The sequence below is a fragment of the Micromonospora sp. NPDC047557 genome (genome assembly GCF_043205095.1).
Lineage (GTDB): Bacteria > Actinomycetota > Actinomycetes > Mycobacteriales > Micromonosporaceae > Micromonospora.
The window spans coordinates 269,331-293,260 of record NZ_JBIDDK010000005.1; the positions used below are offsets into that span (position 1 = coordinate 269,331).

Below are 23,930 nucleotides of genomic sequence, written 5' to 3' on the forward strand. Positions count from 1 at the left end.
CGGCCGGTCAGACCCGCAGCAGGGTGCAGACCCAGTGCATGCCGCTGCCGGTGCTGGTCAGGGCGACCAGGTCGCCGTCGGTCAGTTCTCCGCTGTCGAGGTGGCGTTCCAGGCCGATGAGCTGGTCGGCGCAGCCGATGTGACCGTGGGCGAGGGCCAGCTCGACGTTGGTCCGCTCCAGCTCGACGCCGAGGTCCTTGGCCAGCTCCGCGAACTGCCGGGCGTTGTCGTGGAAGTGCACGAACCGGTGGACGTCGGCCAGCGTCACGCCCGCCCGGGCGCACGCCGCCTCGACCACCTGCCGGTTGCGCTCCCGGATCGTCGCGACGAACCGGAACATCTGGCGTACGTCCCCGGCGAAGAACTCGTTGAGCCGGTCCGCCGGGTCACCGACGCGGGGCGTGCCGCCGTCCGGGGTGAACGGCTGCGCCGCGCCACCGACGGCCATGCGCATGAAGCCCGCGTACCGGCCGTCGGTGATCGTCTCGGTGGCCAGCCAACGGCACCGGTCGTGGTCGCGCACCAGCACGGCCGCCGCCGCTCCGTCGGAGAAGACGCTGGTGTTCACCTCCATCCGGTTCCAGTACGGCTCGCACACCCGGTTCGCGCCGATCAGCAGCGCCGTCCGGTACTCGGGGTGGGTGGCGAACCGCCCGGCCACCGTGTCGAACGCGGCCACCCCACCGCCGCACGCCTGGTTGAGCAGCACCGCCTCGGCCCGGTGCGCGCCGAGGCGGGCCTGGGTGTGCGCGGCCGGATCCCAGTAGAGGTATTCGGCCAGATCGGGGATGGCCAGCACCACCAGGTCCACGTCGGCGGCGCTCAGCCCGGCCCGGTCCAGGGCCGTGCCGCCGGCCACGACCGCCAGGTCGGTCACCCCGACCCCGGGGCCGGCCCGGTGGAACGCCCGGTACTCCCAGGACCGCAACCGGTCCAGATCCTGGGTGTACGCGGCCGCGGCGGCCGCCACGTCGACAGGCTCGCCGAGGACGTGGGCCAGCGCGGCCACCCCGACGCCGACCGGCGGCGCGCTCATCGCCGTACCGCCGTGGCTGTCGGCGGTGTCGATGCCGTCGCCGACGACGGCGTCGGGTTGTGGTCGGACGTCGGGGCGGCGCGCAGCCGGACCCGGGGGTCGGCGGGCGCGACACCGTCCAGTTCGGACAGGAAGCGCCGAGCGGTGCCGTTGCGGCCCGTGTCGCTCCAGCGGACCAGCACCTCGCCGGCGCCGGCCGCGCCCGCCCGCCGGGTCACCTCCCGCAGCACGGCCGCCTCGACGCCCTTACCCAGCACCGGACAGGAGAGGGAGAAGACGTCGACGGTCCAGCGGTCGACGGTCCGGTCCAGCGCGACGAGGCCCGAGGTGCCGTAGTCGCCGAGCCGGTCGCGTACCCGGATCGCCAGCAGGTCGGCGGCCCGCTCGGCAAGCGCGGCGGCCGGTGGGGCGGGTGCCAGGGCGAAGTCGTGCGCCCGGGCGACGACCTCGGCGACCTCGGCGACGCTGTCGGCGGCCACCGGCCGGTAGTCGACGTGGACGTCCAGGCCGGCCACGAAGTCGTCCAGGGACAGCTCGGTGGGCGCGACGGCGGGTTGGGAGGTGGCGCCGGTCCACCGTCGGGCCGGGAGCCGGTCGGTCAGTCCCGCCGCCCGCAGCTCGTCCGACCAGAGCGCGGGATCGGGGCCGAGCGGAACGTGTCGCGGCGGCGTCTGCGCCGGGCCGGTGCCCGCCAGCACGAGCTGGGCCGGCGCCACGTCCAGCTCGTCGGCGATCTCGGCGAGCTGGTCGGCCAGCGGCCGCTCGTCGGTGACCCAGCCGTCCAGCACCGCCAACAGGTCGGTCGCGTCGGCGCTCGACCACCAATCGGCGCCGGTGGCGCGCAGCGCCACGCGTACGCCGGCGGCGCGCAGCTCGCGCAGCTCGCGCAGCGCCGGCAGTAGGTGCGCCACCCCGGTCAGCCCGTCGCCGTCGAGCACCAGCGCTCGGCAACTCGCGCCGAACCCGGCGGCCACCAGCGCGGCGGCGGTGTCGCCGAGTCGCGCGAAGACCTCCTCGGTGTACGGCACCTTCGCGAAGCGGAACAGCGCCGGGTGGTACGCCCGCTCGTCCCCGACGGCGCGTACCGCCTCGTCGGCGTCGACGAGCAGCACCCACGGGTCGCCGGCCAGCCGGTCGCGCAGTCGTTGCCGGACGGCGGTGGCGCTGGCGGTCACCCCGTCGGCGTGCATCGCGTCGGCTGGCCCGTACGGGCGGGAGGCGGGGACGGCCGGCAGGACGTACACCAGCAGGGCCCCGTGCCGGCGCGCGGCGGTGACGGCCGCCTCGGCCCCGGCCAGCAGCTCCGCCGCCCACGCGTCGCCGGCCGGGCCGGGGTCGCCGGCCTCCTCCAGGCGCTGCGCCACCACCAGCACGTCGGGTCGCGCCTCGGCGAGGAAGCCGTCGGTGGCGAGACACTGCTGCACGACCTGCTGGAACGGGCCGACGGCGAGCGTGGCGGGCAGACCGGTGTCGTGCAGGCCCAGACCCAGGTACGGCACCAGCGGGTCCACCGTGTAGCTGGCCAGCAGCGCGACGCGCAGCGCCGGCGTCGACCCCTGGCGGGTGAGCGCCTGCCAGCGGGTGCGTCGGGAGAACAGGTCGGCGCTCATCGCGTCTCCGTGCCCTTGGCGCGCAGCACGGTGCGCAGCTCGCCGACGCTGCGCACGTCACGGATCTCCTCGAAGGCGAAGGAGAGCCCGTAGACCTCCTCCAGGGTCACCACCAGTTGCAGGTGCCGCAGGCTGGTCCAGGTGCCGATGGTCTGCGGCCCGGACTCGTCGGTCACCTCGGCCGGGTCGACCTCCAGGACCCCGGCCACCACCTCGGTAAGCGTCACTTCGCCACCACCGCGCGGTCGTCGGTCAGCTCGTCGGTGCCGCTCGGCGACGGCAGCGGGGCCGGCGGGTCGGTGGGCTCGTCGTAGTCGGGCAGATCGACCTCCATCCGGCGGATGCTCGGCGAGGCGAACCCAGCCGCCGCGACGCCGATGCCGAACAGGCCCACGATCACGAAGATCAGGCCCATCCCGGCGCCCGGTCCGCTGCCGACCAGCCAGCCGAAGTACGGCACGCCGGGCCCGCCCTCGCGCATCATCGGCTCGAACCAGCGGTCCGCGGCGATACCGGCCAGGGCGGTGCCGCCGGGGTACGCGAGGTCCTCGATGAACTGGCGGGCGGCGAAGACCCGGCCCTGGTGCGACGGCTCGACCTTCTCCTGCCACACCGACTGGGCGTACCCGTCGATGAACGGGATGGACAGGTGCAGGAAGAGCAGGGCGACCGACCAGACGATGATGCTGTCCCCGACGCCGTAGACGATCCGGCCGAGGACGCTGAAGACCAGGATGGCGATGAGCATCCGGCGGATCTTGTGGCGGGTGTTGGGCAGCAGCCCGAGCAGGAGCGCGCCGGCCACACCGCCCACCGCGCCGATGGTCTGCACCAGGCCGACAGCGTTGGTGCTGCTGTCGGTGCGGGCCAGGATCTGCGGCACCAGCAGGGCGAAGCCCACCGCGGCGAGCACGTTGATGGCGAACATGATCGCTTCCAGCCCGGTGAACGCCCGACTGGCCAGGATGTAGCGGAAGCCGTAGATCGTGTCGTACCAGAAGCCGCCCTCGTCCTGCTGCGTCGAGCGGGGCACGGGTGGGAGCTGCACCAGCAGCACCGCGCCGATCGCCACCAGGTAGGACAGCGCGTCGATGAACAGGATGACCTTGATGTCCATCAGGCCGAGCAGCGCGGCGGCGAAGCCGGGGGCGAAGATCACCGGGATGGTCCGGACCGCGAACATCATCGCGTTGGCCCTCGGGTACTGGCCCTTCTCCATCATCACCGTGATGGTCGCCTGGTACGCCGGCAGCTGGAACGCGAGGAACGCGCCGGTGACCAGGTTGACCAGGTACAGGTGCCACACCTCGACCGAACCGCTGAGGAACAGCAGCAGCACGACGGCCGTGGTGATCGCCGAGCCGACGTCACTGAGCACGATGGTCAGTCGTCGTCCCCACCGGTCGACAAGCGCGCCGGCGATCGGGCTGAAGATCACGGTCGCGCCGAACGCGAACGCCATCAGCATGGTCAGGTCGAAGGCCCGGCCGGTGGCGTCCCACACCCAGATGCTCAGGGCGAAGTTCGTCATCCGGGTGCCGAGCGCCGACAGCAGCTGGCCGAACCAGATCGTGGTGAACCCGGCGAACCGGGACGGGCGTCGGAACGCCATGGGGTCTCCTCCTACTGCCGTGGCGGTTGCCCGTGGTTCCCGACCAGGCGCAGGAGGCTGGTCCGGATGCCGTCGAGCAGGTTCTCAGCGGTCTCCGGCCGGAAGGCCGGAGTGGCGTAGCTCAGATCGACGCGCAGCGCGGGGCCGGTGAGCGACCCCGTCACGTCGAAGGGGAAGGGCCAGTGCCCGTCGGGGTCCTCGGTCGGCCCGAACGGCGCCGTGCAGACATCGAGGAGCTGGTTGGCCGGGGCGACGTCGTCGAAGCCGAAGCCGCCCATGTAGTTGACCGCCACCATCGGCGGCGGCGTCGCGGCCAGCCGGGCACGGACGTCGTCGTCGGGGCAGAGGTGGCGCAGCAGCGAGTACCCGATGCCGTTCTCCGGGACCCGGCCGAGCTGGCGGATCACGGAGCGGGCCGAGCGCGCCGCGTCGGTGGTGGCGGGCAGTTCCAGCCGCAAGGGATAGAGCACCTGGAACCAGCCCGTGGTGCGACTGACGTCGACGTCGTCGAAGAGCGGTTCCCGGCCGTGGCCGGTCGTGGCGACGGTGACCGCGCCCCCGGTACGCCCGGCGACGGTGGCCACCACGGCCCACACGAGCAGGTCCCGCACGCTGGCGCGCAGCCGACGGGCGGCGGCGTGCAGTCCCCGGGTCGCCGTCTCGTCCAGCGTCACGGTGGCCAGGCCCAGGTCACCGAGGCGGAACGGTGAGGCGGTCGGCTCGTCGGCCAGTCGGGCCAGCACACCCTCGTCGGCCTGCGCCAGCCAGAACGGTAGCTGCTCGCGCAGCTGCGGCGAGCCCGCGTACTCGGCCAGTCGCCGCGCCCAGGCCCGGTACGACGTGGTCTTCGCGGGCAACGCCGGCTCGACCCCGCGTTCGAGCTGGTCGCAGAGCGTCTCCAGGTCGGCCAGGAGCACGCCCCGCGAGACCGCGTCGACGACGAGGTGGTGGTTGACGAGCAGCAGCCGATCGGGCAGCTCCGGGCCGAGCCGGAAGTGCGCCACCCGGGCCAGCGGGCCGGCCGTGAGGTCCAGACCGGTCTGCGCCTCGGCGCAGCGGGCCTCGACGGCCGCTTCCCGCTCGTCGACACCGAGCCCGGTCAGGTCGTGGCTGACGAACGGGACGGCGTCGGCGGGGTCGGCGTGGTGCTGCCGCCAGCTCCCGTCCGACTGGCGGGTCAGGCGCAGCCGCAGGGCGTCGTGCTGGGCCACCAGCCGGCGGACCGCCTCGCCGAGCAGGTCGGCCGGGAGCGGGCGGGCCAGCTGGAGGTAGTAGGGGTGGTTGAACAGGGCGGGCCGGCCCATGGTGGGGGCGACCAGGTCGGTGAACCAGCGCTGCGCGCCGGTCAGCGGGGCGTCGCCGTGCACCGTGCCCTGTTCGGCGTCCAGCGCCACCGTCGCCTCTCCGAGGCTGGCGGCCAGCTCGGCGACTGTGGGGTGGCGGACGAGCTGTCGCGGGGTGATGTGGATGCCGGCCGTCGCGCAGCGGGCGACGAGCTGCATCGCGAGCAGCGAGTCACCGCCGACGGCGAAGAAGTCGTCGGTGATGCCGAGCTGGTTGGTGCGCAGCAGCTCCGACCAGATCGCCACGAGTTGACGTTCCCGGTCGGTGCGCGGCGCGGCGGCGGCCCGGTCGGCCGAGCGCCGGTACCCGTCGGTGACCGCGCCGCGCAGCGCCGCCGCGTCGCCCAGCTCGGTGGCCACCTCGGCGAGCAGGCCGGCGGGAATCCGGTCGACCGGCGCGTCGGCGGCCCGGGAGACGTCCGCGTCGAGGGACCAGAGGCCACGCAGCACGTCCACCGGCCCGTTCGCCGGGTCGAAGGGCAGCGCCGGGGCGTCCGGCGGCGCGGGTTCGGTGGCCGGGTGCAGGACCAGCGTGGCCGTGTCGGTGGGCGGGGTCGGGGCGTACCCGATGATCCCGGCGGTGACCAGCGCGGACAGCTCCGCGCCCCGCGGCGTCGTGGTGAGCAGCACCTCGCGCCCGGACCGGGCCTGGGCCGCGAGCAGCCGGGCCAGCTCCGCCTGCCGGTGCGCCGGCCCGGCCGGTACGACCAGCCGGCTCAGGGCCGGGTGCCGGACCACCCGCCGCACCACCATGGTCGCGGCGACCGCCGCCAGCTCCGGCGACCAGGCGTTGCCGGCGAACAGCTCCGGCACCCGGTAGCGTCGCGCCCACGCCTGCACCGTGTCGACGTCGACGTCGGGCCGGGCCTCGGCCAGCCGCGCGGTCAGCTCCGCGAAGACCGCGCTCCACGGCGACGTCCGGTACGGCGGCGACGGCGGGCACACCACGAGCGTCAGCGCCGCCGCGCTGTGCCCCCGGTGGACGTCCAGTGCCGCCAGCAGTTCGGTGTGGAAGTCGCGCAGCCCGACGATGCCCGCGCCCAGCGGACCGGGTGTCCGCCGGTCCTCCCAGCGCAGCATCAGCACGTTGTGGTCCCGTTGCCCGGTCGCCAGGCCGGCGGCGGGGTCGCGCAGCAGTCGCAGCAGCGCGCCGGTCGGCAGGTGTTCGAGGGCGTGCGGCAGGCCCAGCAGTCCCGTCCAGAATCGGACGGTCGCCGCCAGCCCCGGCACCTCGACGGTGCCGCCGACGACCAGCCGGGGCGCCGGCGGCGCGAGGCGGCGGGTCGCCGACGCGCGCCGTCCCCCGCCGAGCGGGGCGTCCGGCCGACGAATCCCCTCGTCGAGCACCTTCGCGAGCCCGGTCAGCAGCCGGACCATCCGCTCCGGCCCGAACAGGTCGGCCCGGTACGCCAGGTCGGCGTGCAGGTCGTCGCCCTGCCAGGTGACGCTGAGGAAGAGGTCGAAGTCGACACCGACGCTCGGCACCTCGACCGGCGTGGCGGCCAGCCCGGCGAACTCCGGCAGCTCGTCGGCGCCGTCGAGGACGTTGAGCACGCACTGGAACAGCGGGTGGTACGCGGCCTGCCGGGGCAGCCGCAGCGCCTCCACGATTGTCGCGAACGGCAGCCCCTGGTGCCGGTACGCCTCGCGTGCCGTCCGGTACGCCCGGGTCACGAGCTGCCGGAAGGTGGGCCGGCCGCCCACGTCCATGCGCAGCGGCAGCAGGTCGGCGAAGCAGCCGATCAGCGGGGCCAGCTCGGCGCGTTCCCGGCCGGCGGTGGGTACGCCGAGCACCAGGTCCGGTTGCCCGCTCTCGGTGTGCAGGAGGGCGGCGAAGCCGGCCAGCAGCACGGCGAACGGGGTGACCCCCTCCGCCCGGGCCAGCTCCCGCACCGCCGTGCCGAGCCCGGCGCCCAACCGCTGGGCCTGGTAGCCGGCGACGTCCGAGCGCTCCGCGGGGCGGGGGTGGTCGGTGGGCAGGTCCAGCAGCGGCGGCGCGTCGGCCAGCCGCTCCCGCCAGTACGCCAGGTGCGGCTCGACGGCGCTCGACGCCAACCAGTCGCGTTGGTGTCGGGCGTAGTCGGCGAACTGCACCGGCATCGGTGGCAGCGGCCGGTCGACGCCTGTGGCGTGGTGGGCGTACCGGGCGGCGAGGTCGTCGAGCAGGATGCTCCACGAGGTGTTGTCGCAGACGATGTGGTGCATGCCGAGCAGCAGGTGCCAGCGCTGCTCGGGCAGCCGCACCAGGCGGGCCCGCACCAGCGGGCCGGCGGCCAGGTCGTACCGGTGCGCGGCCAGCTCGGCGGCCGCCCGGCGCAGCGCCCGGGCCTGCTTCGTCGCCGGCAGCCCGGTCAGGTCCTGCGTCTCCAGCCACGGGTCGACGTGCGGGCGCACCACGGGTTCCGGTTCGCCGCCCCGGTCGGAGAAGGTCGTCCGCAGCACCTCGTGCCGGGCCAGCACGTCGTCGAACGCCCGGCGCAGCGACGTCTTGTCGAGGTCACCGCGCAGCTCGACGGCGGCGGTGGTGTTGTGCCGGACGACGTCGTCGCCGAGTTGGTCGAGGGCCCAGAGCCGCACCTGCGCCGAGGAGGCCACCGCGGGCGTACCCGGCGGGGCGGGGGTGAGCGGGGCGAGGGCGGTGGCGTCCGGGTCGGCGTCCAGCACGGCGGCGAGCCCGGCCACTGTCGGGTTGGTGAACAGGGTGTAGAGCGACACCTCGCGACCGAACTCGGCCTGCACCTGCGACAGCAGACCGGTTGCGAGCAGCGAGTGCCCACCGAGGTGGAAGAAGTCGCTTGTCACACCGACCTGCTCGACACCGAGCGCGGCGGCCCACAGGCCGGCGAGCCGCTCCTCGGTCGGGGTGCGCGGCGCGACGATCTCGCCGTCGGCCGCCGCGACAACCGCCGGGGCCGGGCGGCTCCGGTCGGCGACCGCCGCGGCCGTGCTCAACTCCTCGACGACGTACGCGGCCCGCTCCGACCCGAAAGCCGTGCGCAGCGCGCTCGCCCCGGTCGCCCGCACCGGCGCGGGCGGGTCCAGCGGCCAGACGTGGGCGAGCAGCCGGCGCAGCTCGTCCCACCCGGCGGGCACGGCCAGCGCCAGCACGCCCGGGTGCGCTTCGCGCAGCGCCGCGACGGCCTGCGGGTCGGTGTCGAGCACCACGGTGGTCGCCGGGTCGGCGTCGGCGAGGGCGGCGGCCGTGTACGCCCGCACCTCGTGGCCGGGCAGCGCGCCGACGAGCCGGTCGACCGGCAGCCGCTCGCCGTCGACGAGCACCAGCAGGCGCGGCTGGCCGACGAGCCGCCGCAGCTCCCGCAGCACGATCGTGCCCAGCGCCGCGAAGTACTCGCCCGTGTACGGCACGTGGCCCAACTCGTCCGCGTGCTCGTCGCTCACTTCGTTGACCGGGTACGCGCCGGCGTGGTCGGCTGCCCAGACCGCGTGCACCCCCGGCGTACGGGCGGCCAACGCGGCCAGCCGGTCGTCGAGTCGGCCGGACCGCTCGCCGTGCCGGTCGGCGGCGCGCGGCGACGCCGGGCAGACCACCAGCAGCAGCGGGGCGTCGGTCCGCCGTCGGTACGTCGCCACCGCCGCGTCGAGGTCGTCCATCGCCGCGTCGAGGGCCGCCTGCGCGCCGGTGTCGTCCTGCCGGCGCAACCAGTCCTCCCAACGCAGCAGGCAGACCGTGGCGTCGGCCGCCGGCCCGGCCAGCAGGTGGGCCACCAGCTGGCCGTACGCGATCAGCTCCACCGACGCGGGTACGCGCAAGAAGCGCAGCCAGAACTCCACCGGGTCGCGCAGCGGGTCCACGGTGAAGGTGGCCGCCAGGGCGATGCGATGCCGGCGCAGCCCGGTCACCTCCGACAGCGGCCGGTCCGGCGCGTCCGCCATGACGCGCAGCAGCTCCGGCAGCCGACCCACCGTCGCCGCGATCGTCTCGTCGAGGTACAGGTCGGCGTTGAAGTCGACCGCGCCGTCGATCCGGTCACCGTGCGCGGTCAGGCTGACGAACAGGTCGAAGTCGGTGAGGCCACTCTCGGCGGGCACCGGCCGGAAGGTGACCCCGGCGGCCTGCCGCTGCTCCACGCCGCCGTCGGTCATGGTGGCCAGCACCTGGAACAGCGGGTTCACGCTCGGATCGCGGACCGGGCGAACCTCCTCCACCACCCGCGCGTACGGGGCCTCCTGATGGGCGTACGCCTCGCTGACCGTGCGGTGCACCCGGCGGACGAGGTCGCGCACGCTCGGGTCGCCGCCGGTGTCCACCCGCAGCACCAGCATGGTGGCGAAGCAGCCGATCAGCGGCTCCAGGTCGGTGCTCGCCCGGCCGGCGGTGGGCATGCCGAGCAGCAGGTCCTCCTGGCCGGTGGCCTGCCGCAGCAGGGCGGTCAGCCCGGCGAGGACCACGGCGTTGACGGTTGCGCCCGCGCTGCGGGCCAGCCCGGCGAGGGCGGCGGTCACCTCGGCGTCGACGGTGAACGGCAGGCTCCGGCCACGGTGGGTCTGCACCGGCGGTCGAGGGCGGTCCGGTGGCAGCGTCGAGCGGGCCGGCGCGGAGGCGAGCCGCTCCCGCCAGTGCGCCAGGTGGCCGGCCAACTCCCGCTCCGCCTCCGGCCGGCGGCGGGCCGCGACGTGCGCGACGAACCGGTTGGGCAGCGCGGGCAGCCCGGCCGGTACGCCAGCGGCGAACTCGCCGTACCAGCTCACCAACTCCTCGACGAACACGCCGGCCGACCAGGCGTCGAAGACGATGTGGTGCGCGGTCACCAACAGCAGGTGCTCGTCGTCGGCGAGGGCGAGCAGCCGTACCGCGAGGAGTGGTCCGCTGGTGAGGTCGAAGGTGACGGCGGCGTGCGCGGCCACCTCCCGGTCGACCGCCGCCTGCCGCTCCGACTCCGGCAACGCCGTCAGGTCGAGGACCGGAAGCGGCACCTCCAGGGCGTCCGACACCCGCTGGGTGACGACGCCGTCGACGCTCGCGAACACGATCCGCAGCGCGTCGTGCCGGGCCACCACCGCGTCGACCGCCCGGTGCAGCGCCGTGACGTCGAGAGGGCCGGTGATCCGCTCGGCGAAGGGCACGTTGTAGACCGGCGTGCCGGGCTCCAGCCGGTCCAGGAACCAGAGTTGCTCCTGGGTGAAGGAGAGCGGGTAGCTGGCCGGTACGCCGCCCGATCGGGGCGCCGGCACGGCGGTGTCGGGGCGGCCGGCGCGGGCCTCGCTGGCACGGCTCTGGCTGGCACGGCTCTGGCGCAGCCGCAGGGCCAGCAGCTCCCGCTGCTCGGGGGTGAGGTCGGCGAGGTCCGGGTGCAGGTCCTGGGTCATCGGGTGGCCCCTTCGACGTACGCGCGGTCGGCGGCCGGCCCGCCGCCGAGCAGGCGGGACAGCGGGGGAGGAGAGTCGTGCAGGTAGAGGTGACCCCCGGGCACGACGGTCAGCGAGAAACCGCAGTCGGTGCAGGCCGCCCAGCCGGCCACTTCGTCCGGGCTGACCAGGGGGTCGTCGGCCGCCGCCACCGCGTCCACGGGCAGCGGCAGCGGCGTCACGGTCGCCGGCCGGTACGACGCGACGACTGTCAGGTCGGCCCGCACGGTGGGCAGGATCAGCTCCAGCAGGCCGGGGTCGTCGAGCACCTCGTCCGGGATCCCGCCCAGGTCGTGCAGCCACCGGGTCAGCGCGGCGTCGTCGAGGCGGTGCGCCGCGCCCAGCGGGGCCGCATTGCACGGCGGACGGGCCGCCGAGACCACCAGACGCTGGGGTACCGGGCCGCCCCGCGCGACCAGGCGGGCGGCCACCTCGTACCCGATCAGGCCGCCCATGCTGTGCCCGAAGATCGCGAACGGCGCCGGCACCCGCTCGACGATCGCCTCGACAAGCGGGGGCACCAGCTCGTCCATCGTGCTCAGTGGCGGGTCGGCCAGCCGGCGTTCACGGCCGGGCAACTGCGCGGTCCACACCTCCACGTCGTCGCCGAGCAGGGTGGTCCATGGCCGGTACGCGGCAGCTCCGGCACCGGCGTACGGCAGGCACACCAGCCGCAGCCGGGCGGCCGGGCGCGGCGCGACGCAGCTCAACCAGGCTGCGGCGCCGGCCGCTCGGGTGGCGGTCGTCGGCATGGATACGGGTGGTGTCGCCATGCCCGCACACGCTAGGAACGGGCCGTGACAGCGGTCTTAGCGTCGGCTGAGGGTTCGTCGCGGTGTCCGCTGCACGCGGCCCGAGCGGTGGGGATCCTAGAGTGGCCGACGTGCCGATGAAAAACGTTGCCCTGACGACCACGCTGACGTTCCTCCTGGTAGCTGCGGTCGGCTGTGCGCCCTCGGCCCCTTCGCCGCAACCCACGAGCGCTGATCTGACGGGAATGTGGTGCGGCTCCTCGGGCGACCGGATCGACCTGCGCCAGGACGGATCGGCGCGGCTGGACGGGATCTCGGACGCCTACCTCCTTCACGTCGTCAGGGATCTCCGGGTCACGTGGAGCGACGAGTACATCTGGCGCACCTACTTCGACGGCCGCCGGCCTGCTTCGGCTCAGGGCACGTGGACCTTCAGCGAATACGAGGACGAATACGACGAGGACTACGACGACGGCGACCAATGGGTGCGACTTGACCTCGGGGAACGCAAGGCCGCGCCCACGCGTGACCAGCAATCCCCAGCGCGCTACCCATTCGGCGACGGATTGCTGGTCAGCCATGACGGCAAGGGGTTCGAGCTGTTGGCCCTCGATGGGATGCCGGACGAGGGTTGGTCGAGCCGCTTCACCCCCTGCGCCGAGCGGCCGGTCGGACGATGAAGCCGCCCGGCAGTGGCTGGCGCGACGGCTCGTCGCCCTACTGCTCGGTGGCGACCGCCGCGATGGCGTAGTGCGGCCGATGGGCGCCACCGTCGGGGCGCTCCAGGCGCTCGACCTCGGTGAAGCCGGCGCGCGCCAGTCGCTCGGAGATCTCGTCGACGGGCCAGCGGTAGGCGGTCATGACCTTGTGGTCGAAGGCGTCGACCTCGTCGCCGGCGAAGAGGCCCAGCACCAACCTCCCGGACGGGGCCAGGGCCCGCCGGAACGTGGTGAGCACGCCGTCGAGGCGCTGCGGCGGCAGGTGGATCAGCGAATACCAGGCCAGGATGCCGGCGACGGAGTGGTCGGCGACGTCGAGATCGTCCAGCGACCCGAGGCGGTAGCTGCCGCCGGGGTGAGTCGCCCGGGCGTGGGCGATGAACTCGGGGACCACGTCCACGCCCGTGGCGTCGACGCCCAGCGAGCGAAGGTGGTCGGTGAGGTGACCCGGGCCGCAGCCCAGGTCGAGCACCGGACCGGATCGGCCACCCAGGTGCCGGCCGATGAGGGCGAGGTCGTCCGGGTCCACCTGCTCACGCGTGCCGAACAGTTCGATGTAGAGATCCGCGACCGCGCCGTAAGCCTGCCGTACCTGTTCCGTGCCCACCGCCCGACTATAGGAGCGCCGCACCGAGCCGGCCCACCGCACGCAACCCCCCGTCCAGAAGATCGTTAATGCCCGGGGGTGTGTCCGGGATGTCGCACGGGTGGACGGGACGGCTGCTGCGCGATCCGGTGGCCTCACCCCGGGCGGCGTTTCTCGAGCTCTTCTTCGACCTGGCCTTCGTATTCGCCCTCACCCGGGTCGCACAACGGCTCATCACCGAGCTGAGCGCCAGCGAGCCCGAGCGCGACGTGCTGGCGGGCGCCGCCGAGGCGCTGTTCTTCTTCCTGCTGCTCTGGTTGATCTGGATGTTGGCGGCCTGGGTCACCAGCCTCTACGACCCGGCGCTGGCGTTCGTCCAGGCGCTGGTGATCGCGGTCATGTTCGGCGCGCTGGTGCTGGCGATCGGGCTGCCCCAGGCGTTCGGCGGCCGAGCGGTGGTGTTCGCGGTCACCTACGTCGCCATCCAGCTCGGCCGGCCGCTAGCGCTCACCCTGGCGTTGCGCGGCCATCCGCGACGGTTGGTGACCACCCGCATCACGATCTGGACGGCAGTCGCCGCGGTGCCCTGGCTCGTCGGCGCCGCCGTGAGCGAGCACGCCCGGCCCGCGGTCTGGGCCGGCGCCCTGGCCATCGAGTACGTGGGCTTCGCCACCGGCTGGCCGATACCCCGGCTGGGCGCCTCCCGGGTGAACCAGTGGGTGATCAACGGGGTCCACCTGGTGGAGCGCTACCAGCAGGTGTACCTGATCGCACTCGGCGAGGCGATCCTGGTGATCGGCCTGGCCTCCAGCGCGGACCCGCTGACCCCGGCGGCGGTCGCCGCCTTCGTCATCGCGTTCGCCGTCACGGTGCTGTTCTGGCGGATCTACTTCCACCGTGCCGGACACCTGCTTCCCACGGCGATCCGCGATTCCCGGTCCCCGGCGCGAGTCGGCGAGACGGCGACCTACATCCACCTGGTGACGGTGGCCAGCGTGCTGATCACCGCAGTCGGGTTCGAGCTGGTGATCGCCCACCCCACCGACGAGGGCACGTTGCCGCCAGCGGTCATCATGCTCGGTGGTCCGGCGCTGTTTCTCCTCGCGCAGGGCTGGGCGGAGTACGAGGTCTTCCGGCGGCGCCCCGTCCTCCGGCTGGTCGGGGCGCTGGTGCTGGCAGCGGCAGTCCCGGTCGGTGCCCTGCTGCCCGGCCTGGCGGTGCTGGTCCTGGCCGCCGTGGTGCTCAGCCTCGTCGGCGGGGCCGACACGCTGGTCAGCCACCTGCGCGGTGTCGATGATCCGCCGTCACCCGCCTGAGAGGGCTCAGGGTTGCTCGGTGGAAGACCTGAGGCGGAAACCGGGGCCGTACCGGGGCTGCGCCCGGAGGTCAGTCGAGTGCCGCCCGCCGGACGATGTTTGCCATGAGACGCGCCGCGTTCTTCGTGATCGCCGGGCCGGCCTGCATCGTGGGTTACGGGCTCGTACGTCTGTGGGGGAAGTCCGACGGGACGTACGGGCCGGGGTTCGACTGGCAGGCGGCGCACCTGGTCGGCCTTGCGGGCATGGTGTGTTTCGTGCCGGTGGTGCTGGCGCTGGCCGGCCTGCTGCGTCCCAGCCCGTGGCGCACGACCGTGGTGGCTGGCACGCTGGTCGGGCTCGCCGCCTCGATGGTGCAGTTCGGGGCGGACATCGTCGAAGGGCTGCTGGCCGCCGACCGGGCGGAGATGTCGGCGCTCGGCGCGGACTTCAAGGACGTTCCCGGCGTCGAGGTGGCCTTCTACGACGTCGTACCGCAGTTGTTCTTCCTTGGTCTGGTCGTCCTCGTGGGCATGCTCGCCGCGCACCGGCGGCTGCCGTGGTGGGGCGTCGCCGTGCTGCTCGTCGGCATCGTCCTGCCGGCGGTCACGCTCGATCTGCTGCCCCTGGGCGGTCTGTGCATGCTGGTGGCGCTCGCGCCGGCGCTGCCGGCGCTGCGAGGACCACGGGCCAGCGTGGAAACCGTGATCTGATCCTGCCACCTGGTGCCCGACGCTCGCGAACACCTCCTGCCGGAGGGTGTCCCGCGCCAGCGCCGCGACGCCGTCGCGCAGGTCGAGCCGGCGCCGGTAGGGTCGCCCCGGCCGGGCCGTCCCGGTCCAGGTAGCTGATCCGCAGGTCGCCCGCCGGCTGGTACGCCTCGGCACCCTGCGTCTCCGTAGCAGCGATCCCGCCGCCACCGGCTTTCGCCGGTCCTGGGCGGGTTGCTGGTACCTGAAACTTTCGGCGCGGTGAGGTCGGGACGCTCCCCGGCCGGCGGGCGGTCCTGCTGGCAGCGAGGTTGTTGACGGATGACGTGGCAGTTAGTAGCCTCAGCGCACGAAATCTCGACATGTAAATGTCTCGATAGATTTCGGAGACGGGAACCGACGATCTCGCCTACGACGCGGCCAGAGTTGACCCCGTCGGTGAGGCCGCCCGTCAGCCGCTGCCTGCCGTGCCCGCAGCCGGCACGCCCATCGCTCCGATCCACCGCGGTCACCCGACCACCGCCCCGCACGATTACCGTATGGAGGGCCGTTGAAACGCGTCCGGACCACCGCCGCAGCCATCGTCGCCACAGCCGCCCTCCTCCTGGCGGGCTGTGAGGGATCGGATGGCACGTCCAGCTCGGCCGACACGAAGACGTTCGAGTTCTGGTCGTTCGCCAACATCAACCAGAAGGCCGACGTCGACGTCTATACCAAGGCGCACCCGGATGTGCGCGTCAAGCTCACCGAGGTGGGCACCACTACCGAGACCGCCCAGGCGCTCACCGCCGCGCTGGCCGGCGGCAAGGTGCCCGACCTGGTGCTGATCCAGGCCGACGACCTGCCGAAGTTCATGCAGTCGCCGGACAACTTCGTCGACCTCACCACGCTGGGCGCGGGCGACATCAAGGGCAACTACCTCGACTGGGTGATGGCGCAGTCGACCACCAAGGACAACAGGATTGTCGGTGTGCCGACCGACGTCGGCGGCCTGGCGGTCGCCTATCGCACCGACCTGTTCAAGGCGGCCGGGCTGCCCACCGACCGGGAGGCGGTCGCCAAGCTCTGGCCGACGTGGGACGACTTCATCAATGTCGGCAAGACCTACGTCCAGAAGACCGGCAAGCCGTTCGTGGACAACACTCCGACGAGCGTCTTCTTCCAGGCGGTCAACCAGGGCAGCCAGCGCTACTACAGCGCCGACCGCAAGCTGGACTACGACAACGACCAGGTCAAGGCGGCGTTCGACGTGACGCTGAAGGCTTTCACCGCGGGCATCTCCGCCAAGCAGGAATCGTTCTCGTCCGGCTGGACCGCCGCCATGAAAAAGGGCGACTACGCGGTGGTGTGCTCGCCGTCCTGGATGCTCAGCCAGATGAAAACGAACGCCCCGGAGACGAACGGCAAGTGGGACATCGCCACCATCCCCGGCGGCTCGGGCAACTGGGGTGGCAGCTTCCTCGCCATCCCCAAGCGCGCCAAGAACGCGAAGGCGGCGTGGAACTACATCTCCGAGATGCAGTCGCCCAAGGGCCAGCTGGCGCACTTCGTGTCGCAGGGATCGCTGCCCACCACGCCGTCGGTCTACACGGACCCGCAGCTGGTCGGCAAGACCGACCCGTTCTTCAATAACGCGCCGATCGGCAAGATTTACACCGAGTCGGTGGTCGGGATCAAGCCCTTCTACTTCGGCCCGAAGGACGGCCCCATCGGCACCGAATTGCTCAACACCCTTACCAGTGTCGAGCAGGGCAAGGTGGACCCGGCCAACGCCTGGAACACCGCCCTGACCAATGTCAAGAACGCGGTACGCGAATGACGGACGGTTGATGTGCGGCAGCCGGGTCCGGCCCGGCTGCCGCGCGTCGGGAAGGTGACGCCTTGACCACCATGCTCAGCCCGGCCGCCGCCGCACCGGACCTCCCAAGGCCCCGCCGCAACCGGCAGATCCGGCAAAGCGTACGGGAGCGGCTGGCTCCGTACGCGTACATCTCGCCCTTCTTCATCCTGTTCCTGATCTTCGGCCTCTTCCCGTTGCTGTTCACCTTCTACATCTCCCTGTTCGACTGGGATCCGATCGGTGAACACCGCTTCGTGGGGCTGGACAACTTTTCCGACCTCGTGCACGACCCGCGCTTCTGGGGCGCGCTGCGCAACACGTTCAGCATCTGGGTGCTGTCGACGGTGCCGCAGTTGCTCCTGGCCCTGGGCCTGGCGCACATGTTGAACCACGCGCGGCTGCGGCTGGCCACGGTGTTCCGGATGTCGGTGCTCGTTCCCTACGTCACCTCGGTGGCGGCCACCACTATCGTGTTCGCCCAGATGTTCGACCGGGACTACGGCATGATCAATTGGATCCTCGGCCTGCTGGGCTTCGAGCACATCGATTTCACCGCCTCGCTGTGGGGCAGCCACGTCATGATCGCCACCATGATCGCCTGGCGCTGGACCGGCTACAACACGCTGCTGTACCTCGCCTCGTTGCAGGCGGTCCCCCGAGAACTGTTCGAGGCCGCCGCGGCGGACGGTGCGAACGGCTGGAAGCAGTTCCTGCACATCACCATCCCGTCGCTGCGGCCGATCATCGCCTTCACCGTCGTCACGTCGACAATCGGCGGCCTGCAGGTCTTCACCGAGCCTCTGCTGGCCAACCCGGTCGGTGGGCTCACCTGCGGTGCGGCGCGGCAGTGCCAGACCGTCACCCTCTACCTCTACGAACAGTCGTTCGGGCAGTTCCACTTCGGCTACGGCGCGGCGGTCGGTGTCGCGCTCTTCCTCATCGTGGTGGCCTTCGCCGGCCTCAACTACCTGCTGGCCACCCGCATCCGCTCGGAGCGTCCATGAAGCCCGGAACCTCGACCGCCGCATCCAAGCGGGCCCGGCGGCGTCACGCCAACCGCGTCCCGACAACGGTCTACCTCCTGCTCACCCTCACGAGCCTGGTCAGCGTCTTCCCGCTCTACTGGATGTTCGTGGTGGCCACGACGGACTCCGCCACCGCCACGACCCTCCCGCCGCACCTCACGCCCGGCGGCAACTTTCTGCACCTGGCGAAGCTGGTCTTCACCATCGTGCCGTTCGTGCAGTCCCTGCTCAACAGCCTCATCGTGGCCAGCACCATCGCCGTGGGGCAGGCGGTGCTCTGCGCGCTGGCCGGCTTCGCCTTCGCCAAGCTGTCCTTCCCCGGCCGCAACACGCTGTTCCTCATCGTCGTGCTGACCATGACGGTGCCGGCTCAGCTGGCTGTCGTGCCGCAATACCTGATCATCTCCCGCCTCAACTGGGTGGACAGCCTCCAGGCGGTGATCGTTCCCGGGCTGGTCAGCGCGTTCGGCATCTTCTGGATGCGCCAGCACATCGGCAACACCATCGACGACGAGCTGATGCACGCCGCTCGGGTGGACGGCGCGACCACCTGGCAGATCTTCTGGCGGGTGGCGTTCCCGCTGGTGCGCCCGGCGGCGTTCGTGCTGGGGCTGTTCACGTTCGTCTACGCCTGGAACGACTTCCTCTGGCCCTTCATCGTGCTGAAGTCGCCGGAGAACTACACCGCCCAGATCGCCATCAAGGCACTGCAGCAGAACCGGGACATCGATCTGGGCCTGGCCATGTCCGGCTCGTTCCTGGCCACCATTCCGCTGCTGGTGCTCTTCGTCTTCGTCGGGCGCCGGCTGGTGCAGGGAATCATGGAAGGCGCGTTCAAGGGCTGAGGTGCCCGGCCCACCACTGCGAGGGCCGGCATCCCCGCCGGCCGCGCCCCACCGTCACTCGCCCCCAGGGGAGGTAGTCGTGCGCGAATACGATCGAACCCAACCGCAGCCGTCCGCCGCTCGACCCACCGGCGCCGCCCGGGCACCCCACCTGTACTCCGGCGGCCCGAAGGGGACGATCGCGGTCACCGGTCCCATCCATGCCGGCGCGGTGCGGCTCTCCTGACCACAGCGACCGAGGCCGAACAGGGACGGACGATGACAGGTGTCCGCCGCCGGCTGGCCGGCCTGCTCCGACGTGCCCGCCGCCCGACCGGGCCGCCCTACCCGTTCACAGTGCGGCGCAGGCTGCGCGTGCCGATGGACGACGGCGTCGAACTGGTAGCCGACCTGTACCAACCGGAAGGCCCTCGACCTGTTCGATCGCTTCGACCTCGCGAGCGGAGACCTGGTCGCCCGCGCCGCGGCCACCCTGCCGGCAGCGGACCGCGCGGCCCTCGCCGCCGCGGTGCCCGCGCTGGAACGCCTCCGCGACGCCCTCGCGAACACCAAAGACACCCCATGAGTACGCCTCAACCGGGGCGGCCTCCCCATCGAGTTCCGCCGCCGCCACGTCGAGCCGCCGGGCGGGACCCGGTGAGCGCCCCCGCGGTTCCCGGCCTGGAGGCCGTGTTCGAGGTGGCGGCCTGGCTCGGCGCGCTGGAGTACCACGGGGTGACCCGCGCGGGCCACCGCCGCGTCGTGCCCATCGTCGGCGGCCAGATCACCGGCCTGTTCGAGGCGGAGATCCTCCCGGGCGGCGCCGACTGGCAAGTGGTCCGCCCCGACGGCGCCATCGAGATCGACACACGCTACTCGGCGCGCACCGCCGACGGCGGCCACATCTACCTCCGTACGTTCGGCGTCCGCAGCGGACGCCCGGAGATCCTCGAAGCGTTGCTCCGCGGCGACCCGGTCGACCCCGCCGAGTACTACTTCCGCCTGGGCGTACGGCTGGAGACATCGGTGCCCGCGCTGGCGGTCCTGGAGCAGAGCGTTTTCGTGGCGTCCGCGATCCGCGAGGCCGACCGGGTGCGCTACACCGCCTACCGCGTCACGTAGCCGGTCCCTCGGGAGGGGGCGCAGGGCCGGGCGCCGTTGCCGGTGGCGGTGAACCCGAAGGTGGTCGAGGCGTTCCGCCCGACGTGCCGCTGTGGTCGGCGTTCCGGACGCTGACGGTGCCCGTGGTGCCGGTGTTGGTGCCCGTTCCAGAGGCTGCTGATGGCCGTGCCACGCTTCCCGGCCTTGACCTGCGGCGTCGTCCGCTCAGCGGCCTCCGGCCGGGCCGGCCTCCACAGGCGCTCACGCAGTCCCGGTCGGAGCGCGGCGGGCACGGAAGCGGGCGCGGTACGCCTGGGGCGATACCCCCAGCTCGCGCCGGAAGGTGTGCCGAAGGTTGGCGGTCGAGCCGATCCCGGTCCGCGTGGCGATCCGGCCGATCGGCTCGTCGCCCGCCTCCAGCATGCGCTGGGCGGCGAACACCCGCTCCCGAGTGAGCCACTGGTGTGCGCTCATCCCGGTGAGCCGGTGGAAGTGCCGGGCCAGGGTACGCGGACTCATGTGCACCCGTTCGCCCAGCGACCGCAGCGACAACGGCTGGTGCAGGTGCCCGCGCATCCACTCCAGCAGCTCCGGTAGCGGGTCGCCGGGCGGGGATCCGAGCGGCGCGTCGATGAACTGGGCCTGGCCGCCGCTGCGGTAGCCGGCCAGCACCAGACGGCGGGCGAGCGCGGCGGCCGCGTCCGCGCCGTAGTCCCCGCGTACCACGTGCAGGGCGAGGTCCATGCCGGCGGACATGCCGGCGGCGGTGAGGACCCCGCGGTCGTCGACGAACAGCGCTCGCGGGTCCACCGTCGCGGCGGGGAAAAGCGCGGCCAGCAGCGGCGCGGTCGCCCAGTGCGTGGTGACCCGCCGGTGGTCGAGGAGACCGGCGTGGCCGAGGATGAAAGCCCCCGTGCAGATCGACATGATGCGTGCCCCGCGCCGGTGTGCCCGCCGCAGGGTGGCCAGCAACGGCTGGGGCGGCACCTCGTGCTCCCTCGTCCAGCCCGGTACCACGAGCAGGTCGGCGGCCTCCGCCTCGGCCAGCCCGTATGGGGCGGACACGGTCACACCGCCGTCCAGCTCGACCTGCCCCGCATCGATGGCGCAGGTTCTGGTCCGGTACCACGAGCCGAACCGGTACGAGTAGTCCACCCCGAAGATCTCGTTGACCGTGACGTAGTCGAAGCTGCCCGCCCCCGGGTACGCCAGCATCGCCACGCTCGGCCCGTCGACCGCCATCGCAGACCTCCCCGCCTCCTCGGCCGCGCGGCCCGCCCGGATCGGCACCGGAGCGCGGCGCGGCACCCAACCGATTCTAGAAACGGGCCCAGCCCTGCCCGGCGGTCCGATCCGGACAGCCGTCGACAGGATCAGGACAGTGCCGTTGCGGGCGGGTCGCACCTGGTCGGGTCCGCCCTAACGTCGTCGCCGAACCCGCCGGAGGGGACCGATGTCGGCCCTCCCGGTAACCTGCGACGAAGGGTAGTCACCCATGTGTGAGGCAGCCGCGGAGTTCGGCCGCAGACGCTTCCTGCTCGCCGCGACGGCGGTGACCGTGGCCGGCGCCTTGAGCGTCGCCGACCCGGCGAGCGCCGGCCGCGTACCCACCCGGGCCCGCGAGGTGCGCCACGCCGGCCGACCGAGGGCCGGGCGGCGGGTCGGCCCGTTCGAGGTGACGCCCCTGCTGGACGCGTCGGGGCCCTTCTTCCTCGACCGTCAGTCGGCGTTTCCCGAGGCGACGCCGGGCGACTGGGAGCTGGCGCGGGCCGTCGACCCTGACGCGTTCGGCCCGGGGCAGACGTGGCAGCTGGACTTCCGCTGCTACGCCATCCGCGGCCCCCGGGACCGGTTGACGCTTGTCGACACCGGGGTCGGCCCCGCCGACAGCCCGGCCGCGGCCTGGGCGCCGGTGCCGGGCCGGTTGCCCGCCGAGCTCGGTCTCGCCGGCATCGACCCGGCCGACGTCGACACCGTGGTCCTGACCCACCTGCACGAGGACCACTTCGGGTGGTCGGTGATGCCGGACGGCACGCCCGTGTTCCCCAACGCGCGGTACGTGGTGCAGCGGCGGGAGGTGGCGGCCCTGGGCGCCGGTCAGACCGCCAGGACGTATGTGGTCGACCCGCTGCGGGCGACCGGTCAGCTCGACGAGGCCGACGGCGCGGTCCGCCTGGCCACCGTGGGGCGGGGGGCGGGCGGCTCGGTCGGGGTGGTGCCGACGCCCGGTCACACCCGGGGTCACCAGTCGGTGATCGTGGACGGGGGCGGTCGCCAGCTCATCGTTACCGGTGACGTCCTGGTGCACGCGGTGCAGCTGGTCGACCCGGCCGTGGGCTACCGGTTCGAGGCGGATCCGGTGGCGGCCCGGCGCAGCCGGGAGTGGGTGCTGGCCGAAGCGCGCGCCCGGGGTGCCGTGCTGGCGACTGCCCACCTGACCCGGCCGTGGATCGGCGTTGACTGAGCCTGCCTGCCCAGATATTCGCGGTCCGTGTCTGGACCGCCACACCCGGGTCCACACATCGATGGCTCGTAAGTCGGGGATGGCGAGTATGACAACTGATCACAGTGGACATGGACGGGAGTCATGCTCGACCGTCCGCCCTCGCTCCCGGCGGCGCCGTGGCGGGCCGCTTTCCGTTGGCGTTGCGGCTAGTCGTCGGCGACGGCCACCGGCTCGGCGCCGATGCACCGGACCTTCAACTCGTGCCTGCCGGCCGATCCCTCGAACGTGACCTCGACGTCGTCGTCCGGGCCCCGGTCCACCTCGTGCACCCGGTAGCCCTGTGCGGGCGCCCAGGAGACGAGGCGTACCCCATCGGGGCCGCACTCGGCCACGGCCGTGCCGCCGTCGGTGGCGAAACTGCGGCGGACACCGGGGCCCGGCGACACGGTGCTCGCCGTGGGGCCGGGGGACGCGGTGCCGGTCGCAACCGGGCCGGAGCCGGCGCCGGTGGGCGCCGGCTCCGGCGAGGCGAGCGCCCGTTCGATCTCCGCCTCGCTGCGTATCCCGCCCGGGGTGCCGGTGATGCTGTCGCCGACCAGTCGGATCGCGCCCAGCCCGATCAGGGTCGCCACGGCGACCGTGGCCACCCATCCGGCGGCGACGAGGACGGAACGACGGCTCATGCCACCGACTATCCCCGATCGCTGGTTGTCGCCGGTATATCCGGACGCTAAGCCGGGGTTAACGCAGGCCGTACCGGGCGGCCTCACCAACGGACTCGGGCGGACTGGTTACCCCGGCCACTGCGGCGAGGCGCATGCTGGCCTCGTCCCTGGTGCCGGGCGCCGCGGTGAGGATCACGATCTTCAGCTCGGCGTCGCCGTCGGTCAGAACGTCGCAGTCGACAGTGACGGCACCGACCGACGGGTGCTTGATGATCTTGCGGTCCTCGCGGTGTGCGGCGACCGTCCCGGCGGCCCACAACTCGGCGAACCGATCGTTGCCCTCGGTGAGTTCGCGGATGAGCTTCGCCAGACGTCTGTCGTGTGGAAACCGGCCGGTGGCACGCCGGAGGTCGGAGACGACTGCGGCGCTCGTGGCGTCGGCGTCCAGTGAGATCACCGGCCAGCGCGACATACCCGGCCCGTCGGAGGTCACCGGGAAGGTGTCGCGGGCGAAGTTGCGCAGGCCCGGCGGGGACGCCGACGGATCCCCCAGCAGCGCCGCCCAGCTCCGGTTCCACCAGATCACCTGCCAGTCGGCGGCGAAGACGGCGACGGCGGCGTCACCGAGGCGGCCGACCACCCGCTGCACACCCGGCGGGATGTGGTCGGAGATCTGGTCCTCCGCCGGGGGAGCGAGGTGAGCCAGCCGGAACAGGTGGTCGCGCTCGGCGGAGGTCAGCTGGAGGGCGCGGGCGAGCGCGGAGGTGACCTGCGCCGAGGGTGTGGTCGCCCGGCCCTGCTCCAGTCGCACGATGTAGTCGACCGACACGCCGGCCAGCTCGGCCAGTTCCTCCCGTCGCAGTCCGGCGGCCCGGCGCCCACGGCCGGCGGGCAGACCCGTGGTGGCCGGCGACAGGCGGTCACGCCACGCACGGATAGTCGCCCCCAGCCCCGCGGCCTGCGTCATCACGCCTCGATTGTCACGCACACCCTGGCCAT

At 72.9% G+C, this 23,930-nt stretch carries 19 protein-coding genes; 9 read left to right on the forward strand and 10 right to left on the reverse strand.

The annotated features are described in order from the left end of the window. Window positions 1-7 precede the first annotated feature (7 nt). From ACGGAQ_RS16025 to ACGGAQ_RS16050, 6 genes are read right to left on the reverse strand one after another with little or no spacing between them, the layout of a single operon-like run. Window positions 8-1,036, reverse strand: a complete 1,029-nt coding sequence (locus tag ACGGAQ_RS16025) for a 3-oxoacyl-ACP synthase III family protein (RefSeq protein ID WP_393049504.1) — start codon at window positions 1,034-1,036, stop codon at window positions 8-10. Next, window positions 1,033-2,646, reverse strand: a complete 1,614-nt coding sequence (locus tag ACGGAQ_RS16030) for a hypothetical protein (protein WP_393049505.1) — start codon at window positions 2,644-2,646, stop codon at window positions 1,033-1,035. The genes ACGGAQ_RS16025 and ACGGAQ_RS16030 overlap by 4 nt, the downstream gene beginning before the upstream one ends. Beyond that, window positions 2,643-2,873, reverse strand: a complete 231-nt coding sequence (locus ACGGAQ_RS16035; protein WP_234591281.1) for an acyl carrier protein — start codon at window positions 2,871-2,873, stop codon at window positions 2,643-2,645. Before ACGGAQ_RS16035 ends, ACGGAQ_RS16030 begins: the two co-directional genes overlap by 4 nt. Continuing rightward, window positions 2,870-4,258, reverse strand: a complete 1,389-nt coding sequence (locus ACGGAQ_RS16040; RefSeq protein ID WP_393049508.1) for an MFS transporter — start codon at window positions 4,256-4,258, stop codon at window positions 2,870-2,872. Before ACGGAQ_RS16040 ends, ACGGAQ_RS16035 begins: the two co-directional genes overlap by 4 nt. 11 nt (window positions 4,259-4,269) lie before the next feature. After that, a complete protein-coding gene (locus ACGGAQ_RS16045; protein WP_393049511.1) occupies window positions 4,270-10,929 on the reverse strand; it encodes a condensation domain-containing protein in 6,660 nt (2,219 codons plus the stop codon). Beyond that, complete coding sequence (locus ACGGAQ_RS16050; protein ID WP_393049514.1) at window positions 10,926-11,741, reverse strand: thioesterase II family protein; 816 nt, start codon at window positions 11,739-11,741, stop codon at window positions 10,926-10,928. The genes ACGGAQ_RS16045 and ACGGAQ_RS16050 overlap by 4 nt, the downstream gene beginning before the upstream one ends. A 101-nt stretch (window positions 11,742-11,842) precedes the next feature. Here ACGGAQ_RS16050 and ACGGAQ_RS16055 point away from each other — a divergent pair, with 101 nt between their 5' ends. Further along, complete coding sequence (locus ACGGAQ_RS16055; RefSeq protein ID WP_393049516.1) at window positions 11,843-12,400, forward strand: hypothetical protein; 558 nt, start codon at window positions 11,843-11,845, stop codon at window positions 12,398-12,400. Window positions 12,401-12,437: 37 nt separating this feature from the next. Here the strand turns inward: ACGGAQ_RS16055 and ACGGAQ_RS16060 are convergent, their stop codons facing one another. Continuing rightward, window positions 12,438-13,046, reverse strand: a complete 609-nt coding sequence (locus ACGGAQ_RS16060; RefSeq protein WP_393049518.1) for a class I SAM-dependent DNA methyltransferase — start codon at window positions 13,044-13,046, stop codon at window positions 12,438-12,440. An 89-nt stretch (window positions 13,047-13,135) separates the two neighbouring features. On the opposite strand from ACGGAQ_RS16060, the gene ACGGAQ_RS16065 reads away from it, so the two are divergent. The 7 genes from ACGGAQ_RS16065 (at window position 13,136) to ACGGAQ_RS16095 (ending at window position 19,841) form a co-directional block, all read left to right on the forward strand. Next, a complete protein-coding gene (locus ACGGAQ_RS16065; protein ID WP_393049521.1) occupies window positions 13,136-14,341 on the forward strand; it encodes a low temperature requirement protein A in 1,206 nt (401 codons plus the stop codon). A 104-nt stretch (window positions 14,342-14,445) separates the two neighbouring features. Then, window positions 14,446-15,033, forward strand: coding sequence for a hypothetical protein (locus ACGGAQ_RS16070; RefSeq protein WP_393049524.1), 588 nt, complete (start codon window positions 14,446-14,448; stop codon window positions 15,031-15,033). A 547-nt stretch (window positions 15,034-15,580) separates the two neighbouring features. Further along, window positions 15,581-16,849, forward strand: a complete 1,269-nt coding sequence (locus tag ACGGAQ_RS16075) for an ABC transporter substrate-binding protein (RefSeq protein ID WP_393049527.1) — start codon at window positions 15,581-15,583, stop codon at window positions 16,847-16,849. Window positions 16,850-16,920: 71 nt separating this feature from the next. After that, complete coding sequence (locus tag ACGGAQ_RS16080; protein WP_393049670.1) at window positions 16,921-17,874, forward strand: carbohydrate ABC transporter permease; 954 nt, start codon at window positions 16,921-16,923, stop codon at window positions 17,872-17,874. After that, a complete protein-coding gene (locus tag ACGGAQ_RS16085; protein WP_393049530.1) occupies window positions 17,871-18,740 on the forward strand; it encodes a carbohydrate ABC transporter permease in 870 nt (289 codons plus the stop codon). The genes ACGGAQ_RS16080 and ACGGAQ_RS16085 overlap by 4 nt, the downstream gene beginning before the upstream one ends. 79 nt (window positions 18,741-18,819) lie before the next feature. Next, on the forward strand, window positions 18,820-18,966 hold the full coding sequence (locus ACGGAQ_RS16090) for a hypothetical protein (protein WP_393049532.1): 147 nt from the start codon (window positions 18,820-18,822) through the stop codon (window positions 18,964-18,966). A gap of 410 nt (window positions 18,967-19,376) precedes the next feature. Then, window positions 19,377-19,841 carry a DUF3237 domain-containing protein gene (locus tag ACGGAQ_RS16095; protein ID WP_393049535.1) on the forward strand — a complete coding sequence of 155 codons (465 nt, stop codon included), beginning with the start codon at window positions 19,377-19,379 and terminating at the stop codon, window positions 19,839-19,841. A 240-nt stretch (window positions 19,842-20,081) separates the two neighbouring features. On the opposite strand, the gene ACGGAQ_RS16100 is transcribed toward ACGGAQ_RS16095, so the two are convergent. Continuing rightward, entirely contained in the window at window positions 20,082-21,128 is a 1,047-nt protein-coding gene (locus ACGGAQ_RS16100; protein WP_393049538.1) for a helix-turn-helix domain-containing protein, read from the reverse strand. A gap of 187 nt (window positions 21,129-21,315) precedes the next feature. Here ACGGAQ_RS16100 and ACGGAQ_RS16105 point away from each other — a divergent pair, with 187 nt between their 5' ends. After that, entirely contained in the window at window positions 21,316-22,284 is a 969-nt protein-coding gene (locus ACGGAQ_RS16105) for an MBL fold metallo-hydrolase (protein ID WP_393049541.1), read from the forward strand. A gap of 188 nt (window positions 22,285-22,472) precedes the next feature. Here ACGGAQ_RS16105 and ACGGAQ_RS16110 read toward each other — a convergent pair whose 3' ends face one another. Both ACGGAQ_RS16110 and ACGGAQ_RS16115 read right to left on the reverse strand, forming a co-directional pair. Next, entirely contained in the window at window positions 22,473-22,949 is a 477-nt protein-coding gene (locus ACGGAQ_RS16110) for a septum formation initiator (protein WP_393049544.1), read from the reverse strand. Between the two features lie 58 nt (window positions 22,950-23,007). Continuing rightward, window positions 23,008-23,898, reverse strand: a complete 891-nt coding sequence (locus ACGGAQ_RS16115) for a helix-turn-helix transcriptional regulator (RefSeq protein WP_393049673.1) — start codon at window positions 23,896-23,898, stop codon at window positions 23,008-23,010. Window positions 23,899-23,930: the final 32 nt, after the last annotated feature.

Coding starts and splice junctions, on each gene's coding strand:
- ACGGAQ_RS16025 (WP_393049504.1), bottom strand. CDS start 1,036: ATGAGCGCGCCGCCGGTCGGCGTCGGGGTGGCCGCGCTGGCCCACGTC.
- ACGGAQ_RS16030 (WP_393049505.1), bottom strand. CDS start 2,646: ATGAGCGCCGACCTGTTCTCCCGACGCACCCGCTGGCAGGCGCTCACC.
- ACGGAQ_RS16040 (WP_393049508.1), bottom strand. CDS start 4,258: ATGGCGTTCCGACGCCCGTCCCGGTTCGCCGGGTTCACCACGATCTGG.
- ACGGAQ_RS16045 (WP_393049511.1), bottom strand. CDS start 10,929: ATGACCCAGGACCTGCACCCGGACCTCGCCGACCTCACCCCCGAGCAG.
- ACGGAQ_RS16050 (WP_393049514.1), bottom strand. CDS start 11,741: ATGGCGACACCACCCGTATCCATGCCGACGACCGCCACCCGAGCGGCC.
- ACGGAQ_RS16065 (WP_393049521.1), top strand. CDS start 13,136: ATGTCGCACGGGTGGACGGGACGGCTGCTGCGCGATCCGGTGGCCTCA.
- ACGGAQ_RS16070 (WP_393049524.1), top strand. CDS start 14,446: ATGAGACGCGCCGCGTTCTTCGTGATCGCCGGGCCGGCCTGCATCGTG.
- ACGGAQ_RS16080 (WP_393049670.1), top strand. CDS start 16,921: ATGCTCAGCCCGGCCGCCGCCGCACCGGACCTCCCAAGGCCCCGCCGC.
- ACGGAQ_RS16085 (WP_393049530.1), top strand. CDS start 17,871: ATGAAGCCCGGAACCTCGACCGCCGCATCCAAGCGGGCCCGGCGGCGT.
- ACGGAQ_RS16105 (WP_393049541.1), top strand. CDS start 21,316: ATGTGTGAGGCAGCCGCGGAGTTCGGCCGCAGACGCTTCCTGCTCGCC.
- ACGGAQ_RS16110 (WP_393049544.1), bottom strand. CDS start 22,949: ATGAGCCGTCGTTCCGTCCTCGTCGCCGCCGGATGGGTGGCCACGGTC.
- ACGGAQ_RS16115 (WP_393049673.1), bottom strand. CDS start 23,898: ATGACGCAGGCCGCGGGGCTGGGGGCGACTATCCGTGCGTGGCGTGAC.